This window comes from Stenotrophomonas sp. 59, assembly GCF_030291095.1.
GTDB classification, from domain to species: domain Bacteria; phylum Pseudomonadota; class Gammaproteobacteria; order Xanthomonadales; family Xanthomonadaceae; genus Stenotrophomonas; species Stenotrophomonas maltophilia_Q.
This window is the reverse complement of sequence record NZ_CP127408.1, coordinates 260,748-284,051: the sequence shown is the minus strand read 5'-3', so window position 1 is coordinate 284,051 and position 23,304 is coordinate 260,748. Positions and strand designations below refer to the sequence as shown.

Genomic DNA, 23,304 nt, shown 5'->3' with positions numbered 1-23,304 from the left:
TGCGGCGCCCCCGGCCCGAGGGCCGTATGCAAGCCGGAAGGCGCCCACCCGCAATGACGGGCAACCGGTCACAGTTGTCGCGATTCGTTGACGACGACGAAATATTGACGCCGTTATAGTCCAGCGCTCGCAATGGAATGGACGTGTGGAGCAGATGATGCAGCACAAGCGTTTGAGCAGGGCCCTCGCCACCGCGCTGGCGGTCGCCGCCCTGGCCATCGGCACGGCAACCGCAGCACCGGCGGCCACCGGGCTGAGCCCGACCTTCACCACCTGCCGTGACAAGGCGCAGGGTGCGGTCGAGCAGGCCGCCTGCCTGACCTCGGAAAGCGCCCGCCAGGACCAGCGCCTGAACCAGGCCTACCGCCAGCTGCAGGCAAAGCTGAGTGGCGCGAAGAAGACCAAGCTGGTGAATGCCCAGCGCGCGTGGCTGCAGTCGCGCAGCCGCGATGGTGAACTGGATACCGCGCTCTACGACGATTCGCAGCCTGGCAACCTTCAGGGCGAGCTGAACGATGTGATGCGCCTGAGCGCGCGTGCCGACCAGCTGCAGAAGTATCTCCAGCTGCTGGACTGACCCCTTGAGGGGCAGCCCCTCTGATTGCACAAGGATGTAAGACATGCCAACCAACATCGATACCCACGATCTCGATGCCACCTCCGGCGCCGTGTATTTCGCCGTCGGCCGTGGCACCGAAGGTGGCCCTGCCTCCTACCATCTGGCCATCGCCGGCATCACCCAGGGCGTGACCGAACCGCACTGGGGCACGGTGAACAAAGTCGCGCAGAACAGCGGTTACAGCCTGGGCGCGATCCAGGTCGACTTCGGCCAGCGTGGCGAATGGGCGCTGGGCGCCATCGACGGCCACGCACTGAAGGCGGGTGAGACGACCTATGTCGACGCCGTGATCGATCAGGCCAGCAGCTATGCCAAGGCGCACAACCTGCCCTTCACCCAGGACCACGCCGACCTGCGCCGCGACCTGCTCAGCCACGGCAATGGCCTGAGCGGGCGCAGCTCGATCCAGTTCATCGATACCAACACGCGCGACAGCATCAACGCCTGGGCCGGTTCGGCCGAGGGCAAGCAGTGGATCCACGCAAACATCGACTACCCGCAGGTGCGCAACGCCACGCGGATCGGCATGACGATGGTGGACGCGCACGGCAGCGGCATCGCCGAGGAAAACCGCTTCGAAGCCATCAGCCTGATCGCCAAGACCGCCAACCAGTTGCCCAGCCAGCTGCCCAAGCTGCAGAAAGTGCTGGAAGACGGCGGTGACTACGAGGCGCTGCGCGCCAAGGCCGGGCAGATCCGCGAAACCTACCAGTACTTCGATGCGCCCAAGGCCGGCGACATCGCCGTGCGCTACGAGGACGCGTATGCCAACAACAAGGACGCAATGGACCGCGCCCATGCCAAGGTCAGCAGCCGCGACTACTCGCCTGCCGGCGAGCACAACGACGCCGATATCCAGGTGGCGCTGGGCCAGATCGGCGCACCGCGCCAGCAGGCCGGTTCGCAGACGTTGAAGGAAGGGTCCAGCGGCCGTGACGTGCTGAAGCTGGAAAGCAACCTGGTCACGCTGGGCCATGCCAGTGCCGACGGCCAGCAGACGCTGAATCCGGACCGGCGCTTCGATGCCACTACCCGCAAGGCGGTGGAAGACTTCCAGCGCGCACACAATCTGGACCCGGTGGACGGCAAGGCCGGCCCGGCCACGCTGGCCGCGATCGACCGCGACGCGCGCGAACTGCAGGGCAACCTGGCCGCGCTGGGGCTGACCGATGCCAAGGGCCAGGTCATCGGCAGCGACGGCTATCTGGGCGGCGGCAGCCGCCACGCGATCAACACCTTCCAGCAACAGCATGGCCTGCCTGCGACTGGCATCGCCGATGCGGAAACCCGCCAGGCGCTGGCCAATGAAGTGCAGCAGCGTGCGCAGGGACAGGGCAACACCCCGGAACAGCAGGCAGCGGCCGAGCCAGCGCGTGAGACGGTGTACCCGATGTCCGACCCGCGCAGCCCGCAGAACTGGCTGTACACCGAGACCCTGGTGCAGGTGAAGTTCGCCGAGGAAGCACGTGGCCTGCCCTCCGGCGAGCACAGCGAGAAGCTGGCCGCCGCGCTTACCGTGGAAGCTGCGCGCGCCGGCCTGTACCGGGTTGATCGCGTTGAGCTGAACCAGGATGGCTCGATGGCGCGCGCGGTGCAGGCCAATGCACTGCACGACGAAAGCGCGTTGAACCGCAATACCGCGCCGGTATCGACCGCTGACGCGATGCGCCAGAGCGTGCAGGAGAACAGCGAGCGGGCGTTGCAGGTGAGCGATCAGCAGCGCGAGCAGCAGAGGATCGACCAGCAGACCCAGCAGCATGGGCCGCGGGCCATGATGGCGTGAGGGTTGCAGGCCCACGGGCCTGCTGTCGTCATTCGCGCGCCCCCCACTGGTCCGCCTGAGGCAGGCCAGTGGGGTCGAGCACGGTGCGTCGATGATCGTCGCGGATGCCGATTGAACCATGTATCCTTATGGATACTGTGGATGAATGGCGATTCTCCAGGCAACAGAAACATTCACGCGATGGCTGCGCGGACTCAACGACAGCAGGGCCCGCGGCGTGATCGTGGAGCGCCTGCAGCGCGTCGCCCGCGGTCTCGAGGGAGATGTTCGATCAGTGGGTCATGGCGTGAGCGAACTGCGAATCAACCATGGGCCGGGATATCGCGTGTATTTCACGCGTCGCGGGAGATCCATCGTCGTGCTCCTGCACGGTGGCGACAAGTCGAGCCAGCGTCGCGATATCGAAAAAGCGGTCAGGCTCGCGGAGCTGCTGTAGCCACCATTTGATTCCATGCCGTTCCCAGGACTCTCCCCATGAGCAAGCTGAAGACGATTCCCTTCGATCCCGCCGACTATCTGGCTGATGACGTCGCAATCGCCGCCTATCTGAGCGAGGCGTTGGCAGCAGGTGATGCGGGCCACTTCCAGGAGGCGCTCGGAACAGTGGCGCGCGCCCGCGGCATGGGCGGCGTTGCCGAGGTCTCCGGTCTTGGACGCGAGAGCCTGTACAAGGCGCTGCGCCCCGGAGCACACCCACGCTTCGATACCGTGCAACGTGTGCTGTCGGCGCTTGGGGTGCACCTGATCGTGCAGGCCGGCAAGGCCTGACCGCGACCGCTTCGCTCGCCGGGCATGGCCCGGCGCTACCCGGGCCGCATGGCCGGATCAGTGAGCGCTACCCGCGCCACCCACCTGCTCGATCAACGTCTGGCTGGCCGCATTGAGTCCCACCACCGTCACCTCCGCACCATGCGCGGCCAGCTTTTCCTGCACCCGCTCCAGCGCGGCCACGGCGGTCAGGTCCCACAGATGGGCATCGCGCAGATCGATCCGTACCTTCGGCGCCACGTGCTGGTAGTCGAACGCCGCACCCAGTTGTCCCGCCGAGGCAAAGAACACCTGCCCACGCACGCGGTAGACCTGCGTGTCACCCGCATCCTCGCACTGCACGTCCAGCATGCGGCCGACCTTGCGCGCGAAGAACAGCGCTGACAGCAGCACCCCGCTGAGTACGCCCTTGGCCAGATCGTGGGTCGCTACCGTCACCACGACGGTCAGCAGCATCACCGCAGACGAGCTGCGGGGGTGCGTGCGCAGGTCGCGCAGCGAGCGCCAGCTGAAGGTGCCGATGCTGACCATGATCATCACCGCTACCAGTGCGGCCATCGGGATCTGCCGCACCAGGTCACTGCCGTACACCACCAATGCCAGCAGCAGCACGCCCGCCACCAGGCACGAGAGGCGGCCACGGCCACCGGAGGTCACGTTGATGATCGACTGGCCGATCATCGCGCAGCCCGCCATGCCGCCGAGGAAGCCGGTCACCGTATTGGCCACGCCCTGGCCGACGCATTCGCGGTTGCGCTCGCTGGGCGTCTCGGTGATGTCCTCGACGATCTGCAGGGTCATCATCGATTCGAGCAGGCCGACCACGGCCAGCGTGGCCGACACCGGCAACAGGATGCGCAGCGTTTCCCATGTAAGCGGCACATCGGGAATAAGGAAGTGCGGAAGGCTGTCGGGCAGCTGGCCCATGTCGCCGACGCTGCGCACGTCGATGCCGAAGCCGATCACTACGGCGGTGAGCACCACGATGGCCACCAGCGGTGAAGGCACGGCGCGGGTGAGGCGTGGCAGCAGGTAGACGATCGCCAGCGCCGCCGCGCACAGCAGGTACACCGTCGGACCGCGGCCCACCAGTTCGGGCAGCTGTGCCAGGAAGATCAGGATCGCCAATGCGTTGACGAAGCCGGTGATGACCGAGCGCGAGACGAAGCGCATCAGCGAGCCAAGCTTGAACACGCCGGCCAGCACCTGCAGCAACCCGGCCAGGATGCTGGCGGCGAACAGGTACTGCAGGCCGTGGTCCTTGACCAGGTCGACCATCACCAGCGCCATTGCACCGGTGGCGGCGGAGATCATGCCGGGGCGGCCACCCGCGATCGCGGTGATGACGGCAATCGAGAACGCGGCATACAGGCCGACCTTGGGGTCGACGCCGGCGATGAGCGAGAAGGCGATGGCCTCGGGAATCAGGGCCAGGGCGACGACGATGCCGGACAGCAGGTCGCCACGGAGGTTGCCGAGCCATTGCTGGCGCAGGGGGTAGGACGTTTGCATGGGAAAACTCCGCGCGCACGCGGGCATGGCCGCATGGCGCTGTCGATCAGGAGCGGTCAATCACGAGCAGTCGACTAACAGTCGACTCTACCGGCGGAAGCCGGTACGTGGGAGGGGCGCAGTCTACGGGAAGCGGCCGCACGAGGGTAGCGCGGCCGGCCGCAAAAGGCCGCGGGGCATGGCTCCGCTCTACAATCGGGGCATGCCTACCGATCGCCCGCAGTTCTTCGACCCCGCCACCGAACAGGGCGTGCTGCGCCTGTCGATCGCCGCTTCGCTGCTGCTGGCGGCGGCGGCGGTGGTGTTCGGCCTGCTCGCCAATTCGTCGTTGATCATCTTCGACGGCATCTACGGCCTGATCGACGTGGTGATGACCTGGCTGTCGCTGCTGGTGGCACGGCTGATCGCGCTGTCCACCCAGACCGACGCCCTGCAGTCGCGGCTCAACCAGCGCTTCACCATGGGCTTCTGGCACCTGGAGCCGATCGTGCTGGGGGTCAGCGGCACGCTGATGATCGGTGCGGCACTGTATGCCCTGGTCAATGCGGTGGATGCACTGATGTCCGGGGGCCGCCACATTGCGCTGGGCCCGGCCATCGCCTTTGCCGGGCTGTCGATCGTGGGCGAAGGCGCACTGGCGTGGTTCATCCTGCGCGCCAATCGCCGCATCGGCTCGGAATTCATTGCTCTGGATGCGAAGAACTGGGTGATCGCGGCCAGCATGTCGGCCTGCTACCTGCTGGCCTTCCTCGGCGGTGTGCTGGTGCAGGGCACCTCGTGGGCCTGGGTCGGGCCGTACATCGACCCGGCCATCCTCGCCTTCGTCTGCGTGCTGGTGATGATCGCCCCGCTCGGCACCGTACGCCGGGCGCTGGCCGGCATCCTGCTGGTGACTCCGCCGGAGCTTCAGGCGCATGTGGATGCGGTGGCGCGCGACATCGTCGCCAAGCATGGCTTCGTCGAGCACCGCAGCTACGTGGCGCAGGTGGGGCGTGGCGAACAGATCGAGCTGTTCTTCGTGGTGCGCGAGGACGACCCGCCGCGGCCGCTGGTGGAATGGGACCAGCTGCGTGATGAGATCGGCGATGCGCTGGGCGAGGCTTCGCCGGACCGCTGGCTGACCATCATGTTCACCACCGATCGCGAATGGACGATCTAGGCCGACAGGACGATCAATCAAGTTTTTCGTACGCATTGCAACCCAACGTACGCGAAAACCGGGCAAAGTAGGCTCCAACGCAACACCCACCCACTGACCAGGAGCATCCCGATGTCCATCGAAAAGGTTCTGTACACCGCCCAGGCCACCTCCACCGGCGGCCGTGAAGGCCGTTCCGTCTCCTCCGACAACGTGCTGGACATCCAGCTGTCGACCCCGCGCGAGCTGGGCGGCGCCGGCGGCCCGGGCACCAACCCGGAACAGCTGTTCGCAGCCGGCTACTCGGCCTGCTTCCTGGGCGCGCTGAAGTTCGTGGCCGGTCAGGCCAAGGTCGCCCTGCCGGCCGACACCACCGTCACCGGCAAGGTCGGCATCGGCCAGATCCCGACTGGTTTCGGCATCGAAGCCGAGCTGACCATCAACGTGCCGGGCGTGCCGCGCGAGCAGGTGGAAGAGCTGGTGCAGAAGGCGCACATCGTTTGCCCGTACTCGAATGCCACCCGCGGCAACATCGACGTGACGCTGATCGTTGCCTGATGCGGTGATGCCGGCCAGCGGCCGGCACTACCAACGTGAAGAGAAAAAAATGGGCGGATGCCGGTCGAAACCGGGCATCCGCCCATCCCACCTCGGGTGGGCCCCGGCGCGCGGCCGGGGACGCATTCGCTGCGGCGCGCATCCATCCTTCTGGAGAAGAGCCCCCTTGTTGTTCAAGGGGGCGCGCCAACGGCGCGGGGATAAGGTGGAATGCGCGGACCAGCGACCAGTTACTGGTCGCTGGTGATCAGCTGCACGACGCTGGAGAAATCCAGCTTGCCGCGGCCGGCCTGGTGGTTCATCGAATACAGGTTGCGGGCCACTTCGCCCAGCGGAATCGAGGCGCCGACGCTCATCGCCGCTTCCACCGCCAGGCCCATGTCCTTCAGCATCAGGTCGCTGCCGAAACCGCCGCTGTAGCCGCGCGACGCGGGCGCGTTCTCCAGCACGCCCGGCCACGGGTTGCACACTTCGGTGGCCCAGCTGCGGCCGGTGCTGACCGCCATCATCTGCGACAGCACCTTCGGGTCCAGCCCGTGCGCCACGCCGAGCGCGATGGCTTCGCCGGTCACCGCCATGATCACGCCCAGCGCCATGTTGTTGCACAGCTTGGCAACCTGGCCGGCACCACTGGCGCCCACGTGGAAGATGTTCTTGCCCATCGCCTGCAGCACCGGGCGCGCGCGTTCCAGCGCGTCCTCTTCGCCACCGACGATGAAGGTCAGGGTGCCGGCCTGGGCACCGGCGGTACCGCCGGACACCGGCGCGTCGATCATCTGCAGGCCACGCGCGGCCGCGGCTTCGGAAACCTTGCGCGCGCTCGCCGGGGCAATGGTGCTGCAGTCGATGACCAGTGCACCGGCCGGAATCGCGGCGAGGATGCCGTCATCGCCCAGGTACACGCCTTCGACATGGCGGCTGGCCGGCAGCATCGAGATCACCACTTCGGCGTCGGCCAGGGTTTCACGCGCCGACGCAGCCGCGCTGGCGCCGGCATCGACGGCGGCCTGCACCGCGGCCGGGACCAGATCGAACACGCGCACGGTGTGGCCGTTCTTGACCAGATTGGCGGCCATCGGGCCACCCATGTTGCCCAACCCGATGAATGCAATGCGGCTCATGCAAGGCTCCTTTCAACAAGGGGAGTGCCCAGGTCGACCAGCGGATGCGCGGCATCGGCCCAGGGGGAAGCGAAGAAGGTGTCGGCCCACGCGCCGGTGGCCTCGGCCAGGGTGGCCGGGTTCCACTGCGGATTGCGGTCCTTGTCGATCAGCAGCGCGCGGATGCCTTCGGCGAAATCGCCGTGGGCGGCGCAGTGCAGCGCGGTGATGTACTCCAGCCGGTAGACGCTGGCCAGGTCCTGGCCGGCGCTGCGGCGCTGCAGTTCAAAGGCCAGCCGCGCCGAGCCGGGCGCACCGGCGGCGAGGGTCTTCTGTGCCGCCTGCAGCCAGCCATCGTCGGTCTGCAGGCCGCTGATGCGATCGATGATGGCGGCAAGGTCATCGCCCTCGCACAGCGCGTCGACCTGCGCGGCATTGGCCAGCAGCGGGCCGGTGGCGGCATCGCTGGCGTGCGACTGCAGCAGATGGCTGAGGCGTTCGTGGTTGTGCGCGGCATCGCCCGACCAGGCCACCTGCAGCAGCGCGTCGAACACTGCACTGCGGCGCTCTTCCGCCACATGCACATCGGCCAGGCCGGCATAGATGGCATCGCCCGGGTTGAGCAGCGCGCCGGTCAGGGCCAGGAACAGGCCGCCCTTGCCCGGTACGCGCGGCAGCAGCCAGCTGCCACCCACGTCCGGGAACAGGCCGACGGTGATTTCCGGGAAGGCCAGCTTGGAACGCTCGCTGACCACGCGGTGGCTGGCACCGGACATCAGGCCGATGCCGCCGCCCATCACGATGCCGTGGCCCCAGCACAGGATCGGCTTGGCGTAGGTGTGGATGAGATAATCGACGCGGTACTCGACGTCGAAGAACTCGGCGGCGTAGTCGTTCTCGCGGATATCGCTGCGGCCGGCCTCGCGGAAGGCGACCATGCTCCTGTGCAGGCTGTGCAGGTCGCCGCCGGCGCAGAACGCCTTCTCGCCAGCGCCCTGCAGCACCACCATGGCGATGCCATCGTCGTCGGCCCAGGCGTTCAACTGCTTCAGCAGCAGGTGCGCCATCGGCAGCGAGAAGCCATTGAGCGTGCGTGGAGCGTTGAGCGTAGCGATGCCGATGCGCGTGCCGTTGCCGGCCACGCGCTCTTCGAACAACACCGGTGCTTCGTCGGCAACGGTGTCGGTGCTCATGCGTTCTTCCACTGCGCCGCGCGCTTTTCCAGGAAGGCGGTCACGCCCTCGACCTGGTCGGCGGTGTCGAACAGGTCGACGAAGGCTTCGCGCTCGGCCACCAGCGCCGAGGCGTGGGTGCCGGTGCGGGTGGACTGCACCAGGGTCTTGCACGCGGCGATGCTGGTCGGGCTCTGCTTGCCGGCCTTCTTCGCCCATTCCAGTGCCAGTGCCTTGGCTTCACCCTTGCCGACCTTTTCTTCGGCAAGACCAATCCGCAGCGCGGTCTCAGCGTTGATGCGCTCACCCAGCAGGATCATGCGCTTGGCCCAGCCCTCGCCGACCAGGCGCGGCAGGTTCTGGGTGCCACCGGCGCACGGCAAAAGGCCGACGGTGGCCTCCGGCAGCGCGACCTGGGCGTGGTCTTCAATGATGCGCAGGTCACAGGCCAATGCGCATTCCAGGCCACCGCCCATCGCATAGCCGTTGATCGCAGCGATCGACACGCCACGGAAGCCGGACAGTGCTTCGAACGCTTCGCCGAAACGGCGTGCCGCTTCGCGTGCGGCGGCCTTGTCGCCCGAGGCGAACTGATTGAGGTCGGCACCGGCGGAGAAGAACTTCTCGCCGTCACCGGTGATCACCAGCGCGTAGATCCCGCGGTCTGCGTTGAGCGCGCCCACCAGGTCGCGCAGCGCCGACAGGCTGTGCACCGTCCAGGTATGCGCCGGCGGGTTGTTCAGGGTGACCACGGCGGTGTGGCCGTCGGCCTCGACCTTCAGGCCCACGTGCTCCTGGGTACGCCAATCCTTCATCGCAGTTCCTCTTCGGTGTTGAGCAGGTGACGGGCAACGATCACCCGCATGATCTCGTTGGTGCCTTCCAGGATCTGGTGCACGCGGCAGTCACGCAGCAGGCGCTCGATGGGGTATTCGCGGATGTAGCCGTAGCCACCATGAATCTGCAGCGCTTCGTTGCAGACGTTGAAACCGGCATCGGTGGCAAAGCGCTTGGCCATCGCGCACCAGACATTGGCATCGCTGGCACCGGCATCGAGCTTGCGCGCGGCGGTGTGCACCATCTGCCGCGCGGCGACCAGTTCGATGGCCATGTCGGCCAGCTTGAACTGCAGCGCCTGGAACTCGGCCAGCGCCTTGCCGAACTGGCGGCGCTCGCCCATGTAGCGGCGCGCGGCATCCAGCGCGCCCTGCGCGGCACCCAGCGAGCAGGCGGCGATGTTGATGCGGCCGCCGTCGAGCCCCTTCATCGCCAGCTTGAAGCCGCCGCCTTCCTCTCCCAGAAGGTGGCTGACCGGCACGCGGACGTTTTCGAAGGTGATGCCACGGGTGGGCTGGCTGTTCCAGCCCATCTTCTCTTCCTTGCGGCCGAAGCTGACGCCCGGCAGGTTGGCCGGCACTGCAATGGCGCTGACGCCACCTGCACCCGCGCCGCCGGTGCGCGCCATCACCACCAGCAGCTCGGTGGCACCGGCGCCGGAGATGAAGGCCTTGGCGCCGTTCAGCACGAAGTGGTCGCCGTCGCGCACCGCGGTGGTCTTCAGCGAGGCCGCATCGGAACCGGCGCCCGGTTCGGTCAGGCAGTACGAGGCCAGCTTGAGGCCGGCGGCCAGGTCCTGGCCCCACGCATCGCGCAGGGCCGGCTGGCCCCACTTGGACACCATCCACGAGGCCATGTTGTGGATGCTGATGTAGGCCGCGGTCGACGGATCGACGTTGGCGAGCTCCTCGATGACGACGGCGGCGTCCAGTCGGCTCAGACCGCTGCCGCCCACTTCCGGGTCCATGTACAGACCGCAGAAGCCCAGTTCACCGGCCTTGGCAATCGCCTCGCGCGGAAAGATGCCCTCCGCATCCCATCGCGCGGCGTGCGGCGCCAGTTCGGCCTGTGCGAAGTCGCGCGCAGCCTCGCGGTACGCCTGCTGTGCTTCTTCCAGTTCCGTCGTCATCGAGTGGCTCATGGCTGCTCCTGCCGTTACTTCAGGCTGATCGTGGTGTTGACGCCGTGGCTCAGCGTCTCGTCATCGAACCAGCGCGCGGTGACCGTCTTGGTCTGGGTGTAGAACAGCACCACCTGCTTGCCGTACGGGCCCAGGTCGCCCAGCTTGGAGGCGCGCGAACCGGTGAACGAGAACAGCGGCACCGGCACCGGGATCGGCACGTTGATGCCGACCTGCCCGACGTCGATGTCTTCCTGGAACTTGCGTGCGGCCGCGCCGGACTGGGTGAACAGTGCGGTGCCGTTGCCGTTCGGGTTGCTGTTGACCATCGCGATGGCGTCTTCCAGCGTTTCCGCTTCGAGGATGACCAGCACCGGCCCGAAGATTTCTTCCTGGTAGATGCGCATGTCGGTGGTGACACCGGCAAAGATGGTCGGGCCGACGAAGTTGCCCTTCTCGAAGCCATCGACCTGCGGCTTGCGGCCGTCGAGCACCAGCTGCGCGCCCTGCTCCACGCCCGAGGCGATCAGGCCTTCCACGCGCTCGCGGGCGCTGCAGGAAATGACCGGACCCACGTCGGTACCGGAGACGGTGCCGCCGCTGACCTTCAGGGTCTTGGCCTTGCTGACCAGGTCCTGCACCCAGTTGCGTGCTTCACCGACCAGCACCAGGGTGGAGGCGGCCATGCAGCGCTGGCCGGCCGCACCGAAGGCAGCGCCGACCATCGCGTTGAGGGTCTGTTCCTTGTTGGCGTCGGGCAGCACCACGGCGTGGTTCTTGGCGCCCATCATGCACTGCACGCGCTTGCCGGCCAGCGAGGCGCGGTTGTAGACGTGGGTGCCGACGCGGGTGGAACCCACGAACGACACGGCCTTGATGTCCGGGTGGTCGCAGATCGCATTGACCACTTCTTCGCCGCCATGCACCACGTTCAGCACGCCCTTCGGAATGCCGGCTTCCAGCGCCAGTTCAACCAGGCGCATGGTGACCATCGGGTCCTGCTCGGACGGCTTGAGGATGAAGGTGTTGCCGGTGGCGATCGCCATCGGGAACATCCACAGCGGGATCATCGCCGGGAAGTTGAACGGGGTGATGCCGGCGCACACGCCCAGCGGCTGCATGATCGTGTAGGTATCCACGCCATTGGCCACGTTGTTGGCCAGCTCGCCCAGCTGCAGGTTGCCGATGGCAGCCGCATGCTCGACCACTTCCAGGCCGCGGAACACGTCACCTTCGGCGTCCGGCAGGGTCTTGCCCTGTTCGGCGGTGAGGATGTGGGCCAGCTCGCTCATGTTCTCGCGGATCAGCTGCTGGTACTTCAGGAAGATGCGCGCGCGGGTGCCGATCGGGGTCTTGCGCCAGGTCTTGAAGGCTTCCTTGGCGGCGGCGACGGCGGCGTCCACTTCACCGGTGGTGGCGAACGGCACCTTGGCCAGCACGTCCTGGGTGGCCGGATTGATCACGTCCTGCCAGTGGGAGGTGGCCGATTCGATGAACTGGCCATCGATCAGCATGCGGATACGGGGCGCTGCAACAGTCATGACGACAATCCCACGGGCTCGAAAGATGCTTGGCATTATTCACAGCACCCGCCTCGATTTCCGGGCTGAATCCGCTTAATCTGGCCAACACGCCAGACGATTCATGTTAATTCTGTGAATTATTCAGCCACCCAGCGACAACTTGGCCTGCGCCTGCTGCGGCTGCGCGAGCAGCGTGGCTACAGCCAGGCCGACCTGGCACGAGCGCTGGGGTTGTCGGCCAGCTACCTGAACCAGATCGAGCGCAACAAGCGCCCGCTGACCCCAGCCGTGCAGAAGAAGCTGGGTCAGGTACTCGGCGACGTTTCGGCGCTGTTCGACGAGGAAGAACCCGCTGCCCTGCAGGAGGCGCTGGGCGAGACCCTGCGCGACCTGGGCCTGGCGGAGGTGAGCGCGACCGAACTGCGCGCACTGGCCGGCAACCTGCCGCAGGTCAGCCGCGCCCTGCTGGACCTGCATCGGCGCCACCTGGCCCTGCGCGAACATGCCGCTGCCCTGGAATTCCAGCTGGGCGAGCCGGGTGCTGGCAGCACCCTGCCCGCCGGTGACCAGGTGCGCGAGTTCTTCAACCGCATGCACAACCACATCCCCGAGCTGGACGAACTGGCCGAGCGCCTGTTCGCCGAGTGGGGGTTGTCGCCCGGGCATGTGGCACCACGCCTGCGCCAGCTGCTGGCCGACCGCCATGGCGTGCTGGTGGAAGTGGCCGCGCTGCAGGCCGGGCGCGAGAAGCGCCAGTACGATGCCGGCACGCGCCGGTTGTGGCTGCCGGACTACCTGGAACCTGGCCAGCAGGCGTTCCAGATGGCCGCCGAACTCGCCCTGCACGGTTACCTGCCGCAGATCGATGCGGTGGTGGCGCGTGCTGGATTCACCGATGACGCGCGCATCGCGCAGGCCCGCATCGGTCTTTCAAACTACTTCGCCGGTGCGCTGGTGATGCCGTACATGCGCTTCCTGCGCGCCGCCGAGGCCAGCAGTTACGACATCGAACTGCTGGCGCACCAGTTCGGCGTCGGCTTCGAAGCGGTCTGCCACCGGCTGAGCACGCTGGCGCGGCGCAGCGCGCCTGGCCTGCCGTTCTTCTTCATCCGCGTGGACCGCGCCGGCAATGTGTCCAAGCGCCATTCGGCCACCGATTTCCATTTCTCGCAGGTGGGCGGTTCGTGCCCGCTGTGGATCGTCTACGAGGCCTTCAACCAGCCCGGGCGCATCCTCACCCAGACCGCGCGCATGCCGGATGGCCGCCGACATTTCTGGCTGGCACGGCAGGTCAGCAGCGGGCCGGTCGGGCATGGGCAGCCGCGCAAGACGTTTGCGGTGGCACTGGGCTGCGATCTTCAGCATGCCGAACGGCTGGTGTACTCGCTGGGGCTGGACGTGCAGAGCCCGGGCAATTCGGTATCGATCGGCCCAGGCTGCCGGGTGTGCCCGCGCGAGGACTGCATGCAGCGTGCGTTCGCGCAGTTGCCGGGAAGGTAGGGGGTTGGCAGGGCTGCGCCCTGCACCTGCTTCAATCCAAGGCAACAGCAAAAGCAACAGCGGGCTTTCCGTGGGATGGCGGGGTGGATCCGGTTGCGGGGGACGCCGTAAACCCGTCCTTGGGGGCTTGGCCGCGGCATCCATGCCGCGGACACCCCCGCAACCGGACCCACCCCGCCTTCGACAGTTTCCCGCTGCTCTTGGTGGGTGTCGACCTTGGTCGACACGCTTGATCCACGCATGGCGTGGATGCTCTTCGATGAATGCTTGAAATATTCAGTTCCGATGGGGTTCCATCCACGCATGGCGTGGATCTACTAAACCTTTCGTGCGTAGGCTGCATCCCAATCGGGATGCCCGCCCATGGAGACACCCATGTTCCTGCTGCGCCCTTGCCTGGCTCTACTGCTTGCTGCCATCGCCGCACCGGCGTGGGCAACCTTTTCCATTGCGGCCTGCAACGACGCAGGGGACTGTGGCGTGGCGGTGGCCACGCACAATCTCGGCGTCGGCGGTGTCGGGGTGCCGTGGGCGCAGGCGAAGGTGGGCGCTGTCGCCAGCCAATTCGAGACCAACCCGACCTACGGCTCCAAAGGCCTTGAACTGCTGGCCAAAGGACGCACGCCTGCGCAGGTGTTGAAGCAGCTGCTGGACGAAGATGGCGATTTTGATGGCACCACGCTCGCCGAGCGCCAGGTAGGGCTGGTCAGCGCGCGCGGCGGCAATGCGCAGTACACCGGTGCTACCGCGCAGCAGGCGGATTGGGCCGGTGCGCAGGGCGAGGGCATGCTGAGCGTGCAGGGCAATGGGCTGGCCGGGCCGGAGGTGCTGGCCGCGATGCAACGTGCCTTCGGCGCATCACACGGAGAATTGGCTGCGCGCCTGCTGGCGGCACTGGAAGCGGGCCAGGCCGCAGGCGGCCAGCGCAGCGGTCAATGGTCGGCGGCGCTGCTGGTACGTACACCTGGCGGCGACTGGCAGGACACCGATCTGCGCGTGGACGCCGACCCGCATGCAGTGGCACGGCTGCGCGAGCTGTACGACATGCGCCTGTCCAACGAGGCGATCATCCGTGCCGAGCAGCGCTGGGAGAAGGGGGACGTGGCGGGTGCGCGCGCGGCGCTGGCGACGTCGTTGTCGCTGGCACACGGCTGGGACCGGACCTGGGCGCGCGCGGCGCGGCTGGCGATGCGGCAGGGCGATGCGGCGCTGGCACGCGAGTATCTGGCCGGCCTGCGTGCGCTCAATCCGGAGTGGGTGAAGCAGGAACTGGCGTTGCCGCTGTATGCGCCGTTGCAGGGCGATGCGGTGGTGGAGGCGTGGCGATGAGGCGCACCGGGGAGGGGTCAGATCCGTTTTCCGCAGGAAAACGGATCTGACCCCGATTGCCCCCATTGGACCGGCTCAGTAGATCGGCGTCACCTTCATCTGCGGCAGCGGTCGAGGCGCGCCGTCGGTAAGGTCCGGGCCGAGGTCATCCCAGCTGCGGCCCTGCTCGACCATCAGCCCCCACAGCTGCTGGGAGGCCAGCCGCTTGTCCTCCGATCCCAGCTTGTACGACGGCGGTGCCGGTTCACCACGGGCGACCATCGAATAGGCCGCACGGTAGGCCAGCACCTGCTGTGCAGGGTCATCGGTGCGTGCTACCTCCAGCGTGTAGCGCTGGTACGCCGAGGCCAGGTTGCGCCAGCGGATCCAGTAGTGGTTCTCGAACGAGAACGAGCAGAAACGCGCACCGGCCAGGCTGCCCTTGTCGGCGATGCGGCTCAGCACCTCCTGCGGCATGTCCAGGTTCATGCCGCCTTCGTCGCCCTGCAGGCTGACGTGCACGATGCGGTCGCGGTAACCCGGTGCCCGCGCCTGCAGCAGGTCGCGCCAGTTCTGCATGGTCGCCACCACGGCGAACAGGAAGCGACCGAGCTCGGCGGCCGCCAGCGGCGTGGCGATGGACTGGTAGGTGCGCTGCCAGCCGTGCCGGTTCTCGGTCGGCAGGAACACCGCATGTTCCAGCGCCTGGCGACCACTGCTGCCATGGCTCACATCCTCGGCGTGCTGCGGGTAGACCAGGTTGATGGCAAAGGTCGGCCAACGCGGCAGGGCCGCGTCGAAGAGGTGGATCGGGAAGTTGCTGCTGATGCCGCCATCGGAGAACCAGCAGATGCGGAAGGCGGTGATCACCGGGCCGCAGGCCTGCCCGGCGCTGGTCAGCCCTTCCATGCTGTCGGCCACGTTGTGCTCGGGGTCGGCCGCTGGCGCAGTCGGCTCGCAGCGACGCTCGCGGCGCGAAGGTTCGTGCAGCGGTACGGCGCTGATCAGCAGCGGGAAGCTCAGGCTCATGCGCGTGGCCACCAGCACCGGCAGCTGCGGGCCCGGCGGCAGGTGGTAGTACTGTCGTCCCTCCACCTCCAGCGGCGGTCCAGCCTGCTTCACCAGCCACTGCACCACGCTGGCCGGGAACAACTGTTCGAACTCCTCGCGCAGGAACCAGAACTGCGCGCCGCCCAGCGGCAGCGTGCGCGGCTCGTTGTGCGACACGCAGGTGGTGATCATCTGCAGGCTGATCGCATGCGGGCTGTCCGGTTCGCCGGCATAGCGCGGTGCGTCGTGCAGGTCCGCGAAGGTCAGCGGGGCATCCAACGGCTTGCCGGACAACTGCTGCAGGCACGCATGCAGCCATTCGGTCAATGCCGGTTTGCGCGCATCGCGGCCGAGACCGCTGCACAGGCCCAGCAGGTTACGCCGCGCCACCCGCGCGACCCGCAGCGCGGCGCCGGCCACGCCCGCACCGTAGGCGCACAGCAGCGATGGCAGCAACGTGGCGGCCACGCCGCTCCAGCCGCCGCCCCACCAGCCCAGGCCGAGCAGCAACGCCAGCGACACCAGCACCTCAAGCGGCGCGATCTCGAACACCGCGATGGCCAGGCACAGCAGCTTGTGCGGCAGGCGGGCATTGCCGGTCAGCACCACCAGCAGCCGATACGCCGCACGCGCACCGCGCGCCGGCTGGAACAGGCTGTAGATGAAACCGCGCCGCGACAGCTGTGCCGAAACCGCCGACAAGCCGCCATAGCCCGCATCGCCGGGCAGGTGCTCACCGGCCTGCTGGCGGCGATCACCGCAGGCCGCTGCAGCCGCCACCGCCGCGGCAATGGCGCCGGCCGAGGTGCCGCCGATGCTCTTGAAGCGATACTCACGGGCCAGCGCCAGTACCGCATTGGGGTACACGATGCCGCTGGTGATGCCGCCTTTCATGACCAGATCGCAGTACTTGTCCGCCACTACCCTGCCCCCGCTGATTGTGCCCGAGATGCCATCCGACGCTACGGATGCAGTATGACGCGAAGCCTTCTCACAGCCTGAGAACCCGCCCACGGAAGCGCCACTGGCCGCCTCTGCCCAGCCCGGGCACACTGCACCCAGGACATTCATGCAGGGATTGCCATGACCACCCGTCGCGCGTTCATCGCAGGCTGTGGAGCCGCCGTTGCCGCCAATGCCTGTACGCGGCGCAGCGCGGGCATCGCCAACGACATCAGCCAGCTGGAACCCACCGAGGTCGCCGGGGTGCGGGCCATTGCCGGAACGGCGGATCTGCAGGCGGCGCTGCAGCAGCACCTCGGCACTGTCTGCGTGGCCGGTGGGCGATTCAGCATGGGCGGCCAGACCAGCGCGACCGCTGCCCTGCAGCTGGATCTGACGCCCAGCAACCGCCTGCTGTGGCTGGACATCGCCCGCAAGGCTGTGCGCGTGCAGGCCGGCATGCGCTGGCGCACGCTGCAGGAATGGCTGGACCCGCACAACCTGTCGGTGAAGGTGATGCAGAGCTTCAGCAACTTCACCGTCGGCGGCTCGGTCTCGGTGAACTGCCATGGCCGCTACGTCGGCAGCGGCAGTATCGCTTCGACCATTCGTGCGCTGCAGGTGGTGCTGCGCTCCGGCGAGGTGATCGAGACCTCGCGCACCCTGCATCCGGAGCTGTTCGCTGCGGTCATCGGTGGCTACGGCCTGATGGGCGTGGTCAGCGAAGTCGAACTGGACCTGGCCGACAACGACCGCATGGCGCGGCACATGGAACGGGTGGCGCTGGCCGACTACCCGCACTGGTTCCGCGAGAACGTGGTGTCACGCAGAGATGCGTTGATGCACAACGCCGACCTCATCCCACCCCGTTTCGACGCCCCGGTGACCGTGACCTGGCGACGCAGCACGGCACCACTGACCGACACCCGGCGACTGATACCGGTAGGCGCGGATTATGCCCACGAACAGAACATGATCTGGGCCGTCACCGAGCTGCCCGGCGGGCCACAGCTGCGCCAGAGCTCGGTGGTGAAGCAGCAGATGGCCGAACCGCGGGTGATCCATCGAAACCTGGAGGCAAGCCTGGATGTGGCGGCATTGGAACCCCGCACCCGCGCGATGTCGACCTACCTGCTGCAGGAGTACTTCATCCCGGTGCGCAGCTTCCAGGCCTTCGCCACGCGCATGGCGGCGATCCTGCAGCACCACCGCGTCGATGCGCTGAACGTGTCGATCCGCCATGCGCCGGCCGATGCAACCGCATTGATGGCATGGGCAAGCGAAGAAGTGTTCTGCTTCGTGCTGTACCACAAACAGCGTCGGCATCCGTGGGGCGACACGATGGCCACACGCTGGACACGCGCATTGATCGACGCCGCGGTGGAGTGTGGCGGACGCTATTACCTGCCGTATCGCCCGCATGCCACACGCGAGCAGTTCCAGCGCGCGTATCCGCGATGGAACGCATTCGTTGAACTCAAACGCCAGTACGATCCGCAGACGCAGCTGGTGAACCACCTCTGGCAGCGGTACATGGCGGCAGCATGAAGCCGAGGCATCCACGCACGGCGTGGATCCACCGCCCGGGCCCGGCCGGCAAATCAACGCTGCTGCGGACAGAGCGCCACGCGCTTGCTGCGCGCATCGATCAGCACCGCCGCGTCCTGCAGTGCGTGCGCGCCGATCACCGCCTCCGGGTAGTGATCAGAGACGCGCACGTCGAGATTCCGCAGCGTCAGGCCACCGGCCACCAGCGGCACGTCCAGCCGTGCCCGGCCGCTCTGGATCCGGCCGTGGCTGAGGGTCAGCGGGTCGCCCGGGACAACCACGCCGCTGGCTACGCGCTCATGGAGTGCAGCAGGCAGCACCAGCGCCACGTTCGCGCCGGTATCCAACTGTGCTTCTGTCGTTACCGTGCCGATCTGCACCGGAATGCGGAAGGCCCGCGTGTAGACCAGCGTGCCCGGCTGCTCCGGCAGCAATCGATGGTCGCGGCGAAAGCGCAGCCGCTTGCGTGGGAAGTCGAGCACCAGCAGGCCATCGTCGAAGAAATCGCGCGCCAGGATCCCATCGAAGGCGGCGGCTTCGGACTGTCGGGCGTTATAGTCGCGGGTGATCGCCACCACGCCCTGGCGACGCACGCCACCCAGGGTGAGCGAATCGAAGCGGACCGTGGCGGCATCGGCGGTGCGCACGCCATCGGAATGGGAGGCGGTGCCACCCATCGGCAGGTGCAGCGCGCGCACCAGGCGGGTGTCGGCACGCGCCACACCACTCGCACCGGTATCGACGGCGAAGCGGAACGTGCCTGCGTCGTTGACCTGCACCTGCAGGTAGATGCGCCCATCGACAACCTCGAACGGAACATCGATGAGGGTTTCACCGGGCGCAGTGGCCAATGCACATGCCGGGCCAGCTGAGGGCAATGCATGGGTCCATCCGGAGAGGCAGAGCAGCCCCAGCGCCCATGCGGGCAGGCAGCGCCGCCTGGAACGGGTCGGGGCGGCAGGATGTCCGGTGCAGGCGTGCGGGGGCGTTGCGGCAAAGCTGTCCATGGGCAGGGTTCCAGGTGGTCCTGCAGCATGGATGCGCCACGGGCCTGCACGGTTGCACCCTGCGGACCTTGACCATCGCCGCCAACGGGTCCACCGTGCACACGCCGAAGGTATCCCTGCCGTGGCTGGATGGCGGCAGGGATTTAAACGGGAATCCGGTGAAGGCGCCTCGCGCGCCCATTCCGGAGCTGCCCCGCAGCGGTGAATGGAAACGAATCCTGCCAACAGCACTGGGCGCATGCCTGGGAAGCGGCAGGTAGTAGGTGGGCTGCGGCCCGTGTCCATCAGCCCGAATACCGGCCCCGGCCGGGGGACACGACCGTCCCCTGACTCGACCTGGACTCTCCGCGGGGAGGGTGCCGGGGCCGTCGTTGTCCTGCGCCTGCAGGCCGCGCGGCCGCGCGCGTCCTTTTCACGGTATCCGGCCCGCCCTGTTCCACCCACGCGCTGATGCATGGGCCACCGCCGTTGCCGGCGGTCCATGCGGTACCTGACGATGACCGAGCTCCAACGCCCCACCCTGACCCTGCCCGCCGACGGCAAGCGCCTGCTGCTGCATTCGTGCTGCGCGCCCTGTTCGGGCGAAGTGATGGAGGCGATCACCGCCTCCGGGATCGACTACGCGATCTTCTTCTACAACCCCAACATCCACCCGGTGAAGGAGTACGAGCTGCGCAAGCAGGAGAACATCCGCTTCGCCGAACAGCACGACATTCCGTTCATCGACTGCGACTACGACACCGACAACTGGTTCAGCCGTGCGCGTGGCATGGAGAACGAACCCGAGCGCGGCATCCGCTGCACGATGTGCTTCGACATGCGTTTCGAGCGCACCGCGCTGTACGCGCATGAACACGGCTACGACACCATCAGCTCGTCGCTGGGCATCTCGCGCTGGAAGAACATGGCGCAGATCAACGACTGCGGCATCCGCGCCGCCTCACGCTATGAAGGCCTGCAGTACTGGGACTACAACTGGCGCAAGGGCGGTGGTGCCAGCCGCATGATCGAGATCAGCAAGCGCGAGCAGTTCTACCAGCAGGAATACTGCGGCTGCGTGTACTCGCTGCGCGATGCCAACCGCCATCGCCGCGAGAACGGCCGCGAGCGGATCAAGATCGGCCTGCTGTACTACGGGCAGGACGCTGAGACACCGCAGGGCGATTGACGTGCGCTCGGGGGGCGGCCACGCTGGTCGCCCCTTCAGTTTGTAGTGGACCTGCCATGACTGCCCTGCCCGCCGATGTCGCCCTGCTGGTGATCGACCTGCAGCCGGACTTCATGCCCGGTGGCGCGTTGGCCTGCGACCAGGGCGATGCGCTGGTCGCGCCGATTGCCGGACTGCTGGCGCAGCGCCGCTACCGCACGGTGGTGGCCACCCAGGACTGGCACCCGGCCGATCACGCCTCATTCGCCAGCCAGCACCCCGGCAAGCGTCCGTTCGAGACCATCCTGCTGCACGCGCAGCCACAGACCCTGTGGCCCGACCATTGCGTGCAGGGCAGCGATGGCGCCGCGCTGCACCCGGGCGTGGACTGGACCGTGGCCGACCTGATCCTGCGCAAGGGCACGCGCCAACAGGTGGATTCGTACAGCGCCTTCCGCGAGAACCACGGCCCCGATGGCGAACGCCCGGCTACTGGCCTGGCCGGCTGGCTGCACGAGCGCCGCATCCGCGAAGTGCACGTGTGCGGCCTGGCCCGCGACTACTGCGTGCTGTGGAGCGCGCAGGACGCGGTGAAGTCCGGCTTCCGGGTGAAGTTCCTGTGGGAGCTGACCAAACCGGTGACCGAGGCCAATGACGCGATGGTGCGCGAGGCGCTGGGCAAGGCGGGGATTGCGATCGCCTGACGCGCGACCGCCGGGCATGGCCCGGCGCTACCGGATCGCGCCCATGGGTAGCGCCGGGCCATGCCCGGCGGACACGGATCAGATGGAACGTTAGCGGAACACCACCGTGCGGTGCCCGTTGAGCAGGATGCGGTGCTCCACATGGCGGCGCACGGCGCGTGCCAGCACCAGCGATTCGGTATCGCTGCCCAGTCGTACCAGTTCGCGCGGTGCCATCGCGTGGTCCACGCGGGCCACGTCCTGTTCGATGATCGGGCCTTCATCCAGATCCTCGGTGACGTAGTGCGCGGTGGCACCGATGATCTTGACCCCGCGTGCGTGCGCCTGGTGGTACGGCTGCGCGCCCTTGAAGCTGGGCAGGAAACTGTGGTGGATGTTGATCGCACGGCCGGCCAGCGCGCGGCACAGCGTGGGCGACAGGATCTGCATGTAGCGCGCCAGCACCACCAGGTCGATGCGCTCGCGCTCGACCAGGTCGATGATCTGCTGCTCCTGTACCGCGCGTGTTTCCGCGTTCACAGGCAGGTGGTGGAACGGCACCTGGTAGGACGCGGCCAGCGGCGCGAAGTCGGCGTGGTTGGAGGCCACCGCGGCGATGTCCACCTTCAGCTGGCCACTGTGGGCGCGGAACAGCAGATCGTTGAGGCAGTGGCCCTGCTTGCTGACCAGCACCAGCAGGCGTGCGCGGCGGCGGCCATCGTGCAGCTGCCAGTCCATGCCGAAGCCTTCGGCGAGCGCGGCCATGCTCGTGTGCACGGTCTCCAGCGGCAGGCTGGCGTCGCGGTCGAAGTGCACGCGCAGGAAGAAGCGGCCACTTTCCTCATCACCGAACTGCTGGGCGTCGAGGATGTTGCAGCCGTGGTCGAACAGCAGGCCGGACACGCGGTAGACGATGCCGGTACGGTCGGGACAGGACAGGGTAAGAATGGAATCGGGGCGCATTGCCCGAGTGTAGGGCAGCGCCCTGCCCGGCGGATCGATGGTCACCGATGCAACCGAACTGCTTGGTTCAGTCCCAAGCGATACTTGGGCGTCCCCATGGCAAGCTGGTCGGTCATGAACCTGTTGCAACTGATCCGCAGCTTCACCCGCACCGCAGAGACCGGCAGCATTGCCGCCGCGGCCCGCATCCTTGGCATCAGCGCCACCGCAGTCGGCCAGAACATCAACCGGCTGGAGGCACATCTGGGCGTACGGTTGCTGAACCGAAGCACGCGCCAGCTGGCCCTCAGCGAGGCCGGTGCGCTGTACCTGGCCCAGGTGCGCCACATCGAAGCCGACCTGGCGCGCGCGCAGGCCATGGTCACCGCCGGCGACATCGAACCGGCCGGGCCGCTGCGCATCGCCAGCAGCAGTGCGTTCGGTCGCCACGTGCTGGCACCGTTGCTGCCTTCACTGCAGCAGCGCCATCCACAACTGCAGCTGGAGCTGCGCCTGACCGACCGCGCCGTGCAACATGGGCCGGAAGCGGTGGATGCCAGCATCCGCATTGGTGCGCAGCTGGAAGATGGCGTGGTCGCGCGGCAACTGGCGCGCGTACCGTTCGTGTTCTGTGCCTCGCCGGGCTATCTGAAGGCGCACGGCACCCCGCAGCAGCCCTCCGACCTGGGCAGCCATCGTGGTCTGCTGCACCGCTTCCCCACCGATGGCCGACCATTGCGCTGGGGCCTGCTGAAGGACGGCCAGCGCGTGGACGCCGTGCTGCCACCGAGCATGGTCTGCGATGACATCGATGCGCTGGCGACGCTGGCGGTGGCCGATGCCGGCATCACCCGGCTGGCCGCATTCGTGGCCGAGCCGTACCTGCGCGATGGCCGCCTGCAGGCGGTGTTCGGCGCCGACACCGCGTGGCGCCCGGAACCGATGGAGGTCTACTTCTGCGTCAGCGACCGCCGCGACTTCACCGCCAAGATCCGCGCGCTGTTCGAACACCTGCAGGCCGGCATCGCGCCGGCCTGGCGGGTGTGA

At 67.4% G+C, this 23,304-nt stretch carries 21 protein-coding genes and 1 riboswitch; of the genes, 12 read left to right on the top strand and 9 right to left on the bottom strand.

Annotated features, from left to right (window positions below; genetic code table 11):
* Positions 1-157: 157 nt before the first annotated feature.
* From QP552_RS01200 to QP552_RS01185, 4 genes are all read left to right on the top strand, one after another.
* Positions 158-577, top strand: coding sequence for a DUF1311 domain-containing protein (locus QP552_RS01200; RefSeq protein ID WP_258394029.1), 420 nt, complete (start codon positions 158-160; stop codon positions 575-577).
* A gap of 43 nt (positions 578-620) precedes the next feature.
* Positions 621-2,402: a peptidoglycan-binding protein gene (locus tag QP552_RS01195; RefSeq protein WP_286074745.1), complete on the top strand. Its 1,782-nt coding sequence runs from the start codon at positions 621-623 to the stop codon at positions 2,400-2,402.
* A gap of 145 nt (positions 2,403-2,547) precedes the next feature.
* A complete protein-coding gene (locus QP552_RS01190) occupies positions 2,548-2,838 on the top strand; it encodes a type II toxin-antitoxin system RelE/ParE family toxin (protein WP_049431373.1) in 291 nt (96 codons plus the stop codon).
* A gap of 38 nt (positions 2,839-2,876) precedes the next feature.
* Positions 2,877-3,170 carry an addiction module antidote protein gene (locus QP552_RS01185; protein ID WP_111112518.1) on the top strand — a complete coding sequence of 98 codons (294 nt, stop codon included), beginning with the start codon at positions 2,877-2,879 and terminating at the stop codon, positions 3,168-3,170.
* Between the two features lie 57 nt (positions 3,171-3,227).
* Here QP552_RS01185 and QP552_RS01180 read toward each other — a convergent pair whose 3' ends face one another.
* On the bottom strand, positions 3,228-4,682 hold the full coding sequence (locus tag QP552_RS01180) for a SulP family inorganic anion transporter (protein ID WP_111112517.1): 1,455 nt from the start codon (positions 4,680-4,682) through the stop codon (positions 3,228-3,230).
* Between the two features lie 202 nt (positions 4,683-4,884).
* On the opposite strand from QP552_RS01180, the gene QP552_RS01175 reads away from it, so the two are divergent.
* Complete coding sequence (locus QP552_RS01175) at positions 4,885-5,841, top strand: cation transporter (protein WP_258394028.1); 957 nt, start codon at positions 4,885-4,887, stop codon at positions 5,839-5,841.
* Between the two features lie 111 nt (positions 5,842-5,952).
* Positions 5,953-6,378 (top strand): organic hydroperoxide resistance protein, encoded by a 426-nt coding sequence (locus QP552_RS01170; protein ID WP_004153735.1) that lies wholly within the window; start codon positions 5,953-5,955, stop codon positions 6,376-6,378.
* A 230-nt stretch (positions 6,379-6,608) separates the two neighbouring features.
* Here QP552_RS01170 and mmsB read toward each other — a convergent pair whose 3' ends face one another.
* The 5 genes from mmsB to QP552_RS01145 are packed head-to-tail and all read right to left on the bottom strand — an operon-like array spanning position 6,609 to position 12,148.
* Positions 6,609-7,499 (bottom strand): 3-hydroxyisobutyrate dehydrogenase, encoded by an 891-nt coding sequence (gene mmsB, locus QP552_RS01165; protein ID WP_099551527.1) that lies wholly within the window; start codon positions 7,497-7,499, stop codon positions 6,609-6,611.
* A complete protein-coding gene (locus QP552_RS01160; RefSeq protein ID WP_286074742.1) occupies positions 7,496-8,671 on the bottom strand; it encodes an enoyl-CoA hydratase/isomerase family protein in 1,176 nt (391 codons plus the stop codon). The genes mmsB and QP552_RS01160 overlap by 4 nt, the downstream gene beginning before the upstream one ends.
* On the bottom strand, positions 8,668-9,465 hold the full coding sequence (locus QP552_RS01155; RefSeq protein WP_125428779.1) for an enoyl-CoA hydratase: 798 nt from the start codon (positions 9,463-9,465) through the stop codon (positions 8,668-8,670). The genes QP552_RS01160 and QP552_RS01155 overlap by 4 nt, the downstream gene beginning before the upstream one ends.
* The gene (locus tag QP552_RS01150; RefSeq protein ID WP_111112512.1) at positions 9,462-10,628 is read right to left on the bottom strand and encodes an acyl-CoA dehydrogenase family protein; all 1,167 of its coding nucleotides are present in this window, start codon (positions 10,626-10,628) and stop codon (positions 9,462-9,464) included. Before QP552_RS01150 ends, QP552_RS01155 begins: the two co-directional genes overlap by 4 nt.
* Positions 10,629-10,642: 14 nt before the next feature.
* Entirely contained in the window at positions 10,643-12,148 is a 1,506-nt protein-coding gene (locus tag QP552_RS01145; protein WP_106549917.1) for a CoA-acylating methylmalonate-semialdehyde dehydrogenase, read from the bottom strand.
* 114 nt (positions 12,149-12,262) lie between these two features.
* Between QP552_RS01145 and QP552_RS01140 the strand changes: the two genes are divergently transcribed.
* Together QP552_RS01140 and QP552_RS01135 are read left to right on the top strand one after the other, a co-directional pair.
* Positions 12,263-13,630 carry a short-chain fatty acyl-CoA regulator family protein gene (locus QP552_RS01140; RefSeq protein WP_286074740.1) on the top strand — a complete coding sequence of 456 codons (1,368 nt, stop codon included), beginning with the start codon at positions 12,263-12,265 and terminating at the stop codon, positions 13,628-13,630.
* Positions 13,631-14,005: 375 nt separating this feature from the next.
* The gene (locus tag QP552_RS01135; protein ID WP_286074739.1) at positions 14,006-14,959 is read left to right on the top strand and encodes a DUF1028 domain-containing protein; all 954 of its coding nucleotides are present in this window, start codon (positions 14,006-14,008) and stop codon (positions 14,957-14,959) included.
* A 75-nt stretch (positions 14,960-15,034) separates the two neighbouring features.
* Here the strand turns inward: QP552_RS01135 and QP552_RS01130 are convergent, their stop codons facing one another.
* Positions 15,035-16,882, bottom strand: a complete 1,848-nt coding sequence (locus QP552_RS01130; protein WP_286074738.1) for a patatin-like phospholipase family protein — start codon at positions 16,880-16,882, stop codon at positions 15,035-15,037.
* A 189-nt stretch (positions 16,883-17,071) separates the two neighbouring features.
* Between QP552_RS01130 and QP552_RS01125 the strand changes: the two genes are divergently transcribed.
* Positions 17,072-18,478, top strand: a complete 1,407-nt coding sequence (locus QP552_RS01125) for an FAD-binding oxidoreductase (protein ID WP_286074737.1) — start codon at positions 17,072-17,074, stop codon at positions 18,476-18,478.
* A 53-nt stretch (positions 18,479-18,531) separates the two neighbouring features.
* Here QP552_RS01125 and QP552_RS01120 read toward each other — a convergent pair whose 3' ends face one another.
* Positions 18,532-19,329, bottom strand: a complete 798-nt coding sequence (locus tag QP552_RS01120) for an aspartyl protease family protein (protein ID WP_286074736.1) — start codon at positions 19,327-19,329, stop codon at positions 18,532-18,534.
* Between the two features lie 261 nt (positions 19,330-19,590).
* Positions 19,591-19,805, top strand: a riboswitch (cobalamin riboswitch).
* 176 nt (positions 19,806-19,981) lie between these two features.
* Between QP552_RS01120 and QP552_RS01115 the strand changes: the two genes are divergently transcribed.
* Positions 19,982-20,653 carry an epoxyqueuosine reductase QueH gene (locus QP552_RS01115; RefSeq protein WP_008264648.1) on the top strand — a complete coding sequence of 224 codons (672 nt, stop codon included), beginning with the start codon at positions 19,982-19,984 and terminating at the stop codon, positions 20,651-20,653.
* Between the two features lie 56 nt (positions 20,654-20,709).
* Positions 20,710-21,336, top strand: a complete 627-nt coding sequence (gene pncA / locus QP552_RS01110; protein ID WP_106548786.1) for a bifunctional nicotinamidase/pyrazinamidase — start codon at positions 20,710-20,712, stop codon at positions 21,334-21,336.
* A gap of 90 nt (positions 21,337-21,426) precedes the next feature.
* On the opposite strand, the gene purU is transcribed toward pncA, so the two are convergent.
* Positions 21,427-22,278, bottom strand: a complete 852-nt coding sequence (gene purU, locus QP552_RS01105; RefSeq protein ID WP_111112505.1) for a formyltetrahydrofolate deformylase — start codon at positions 22,276-22,278, stop codon at positions 21,427-21,429.
* 114 nt (positions 22,279-22,392) lie between these two features.
* Here purU and QP552_RS01100 point away from each other — a divergent pair, with 114 nt between their 5' ends.
* Positions 22,393-23,304, top strand: coding sequence for a LysR family transcriptional regulator (locus QP552_RS01100; RefSeq protein ID WP_111112504.1), 912 nt, complete (start codon positions 22,393-22,395; stop codon positions 23,302-23,304).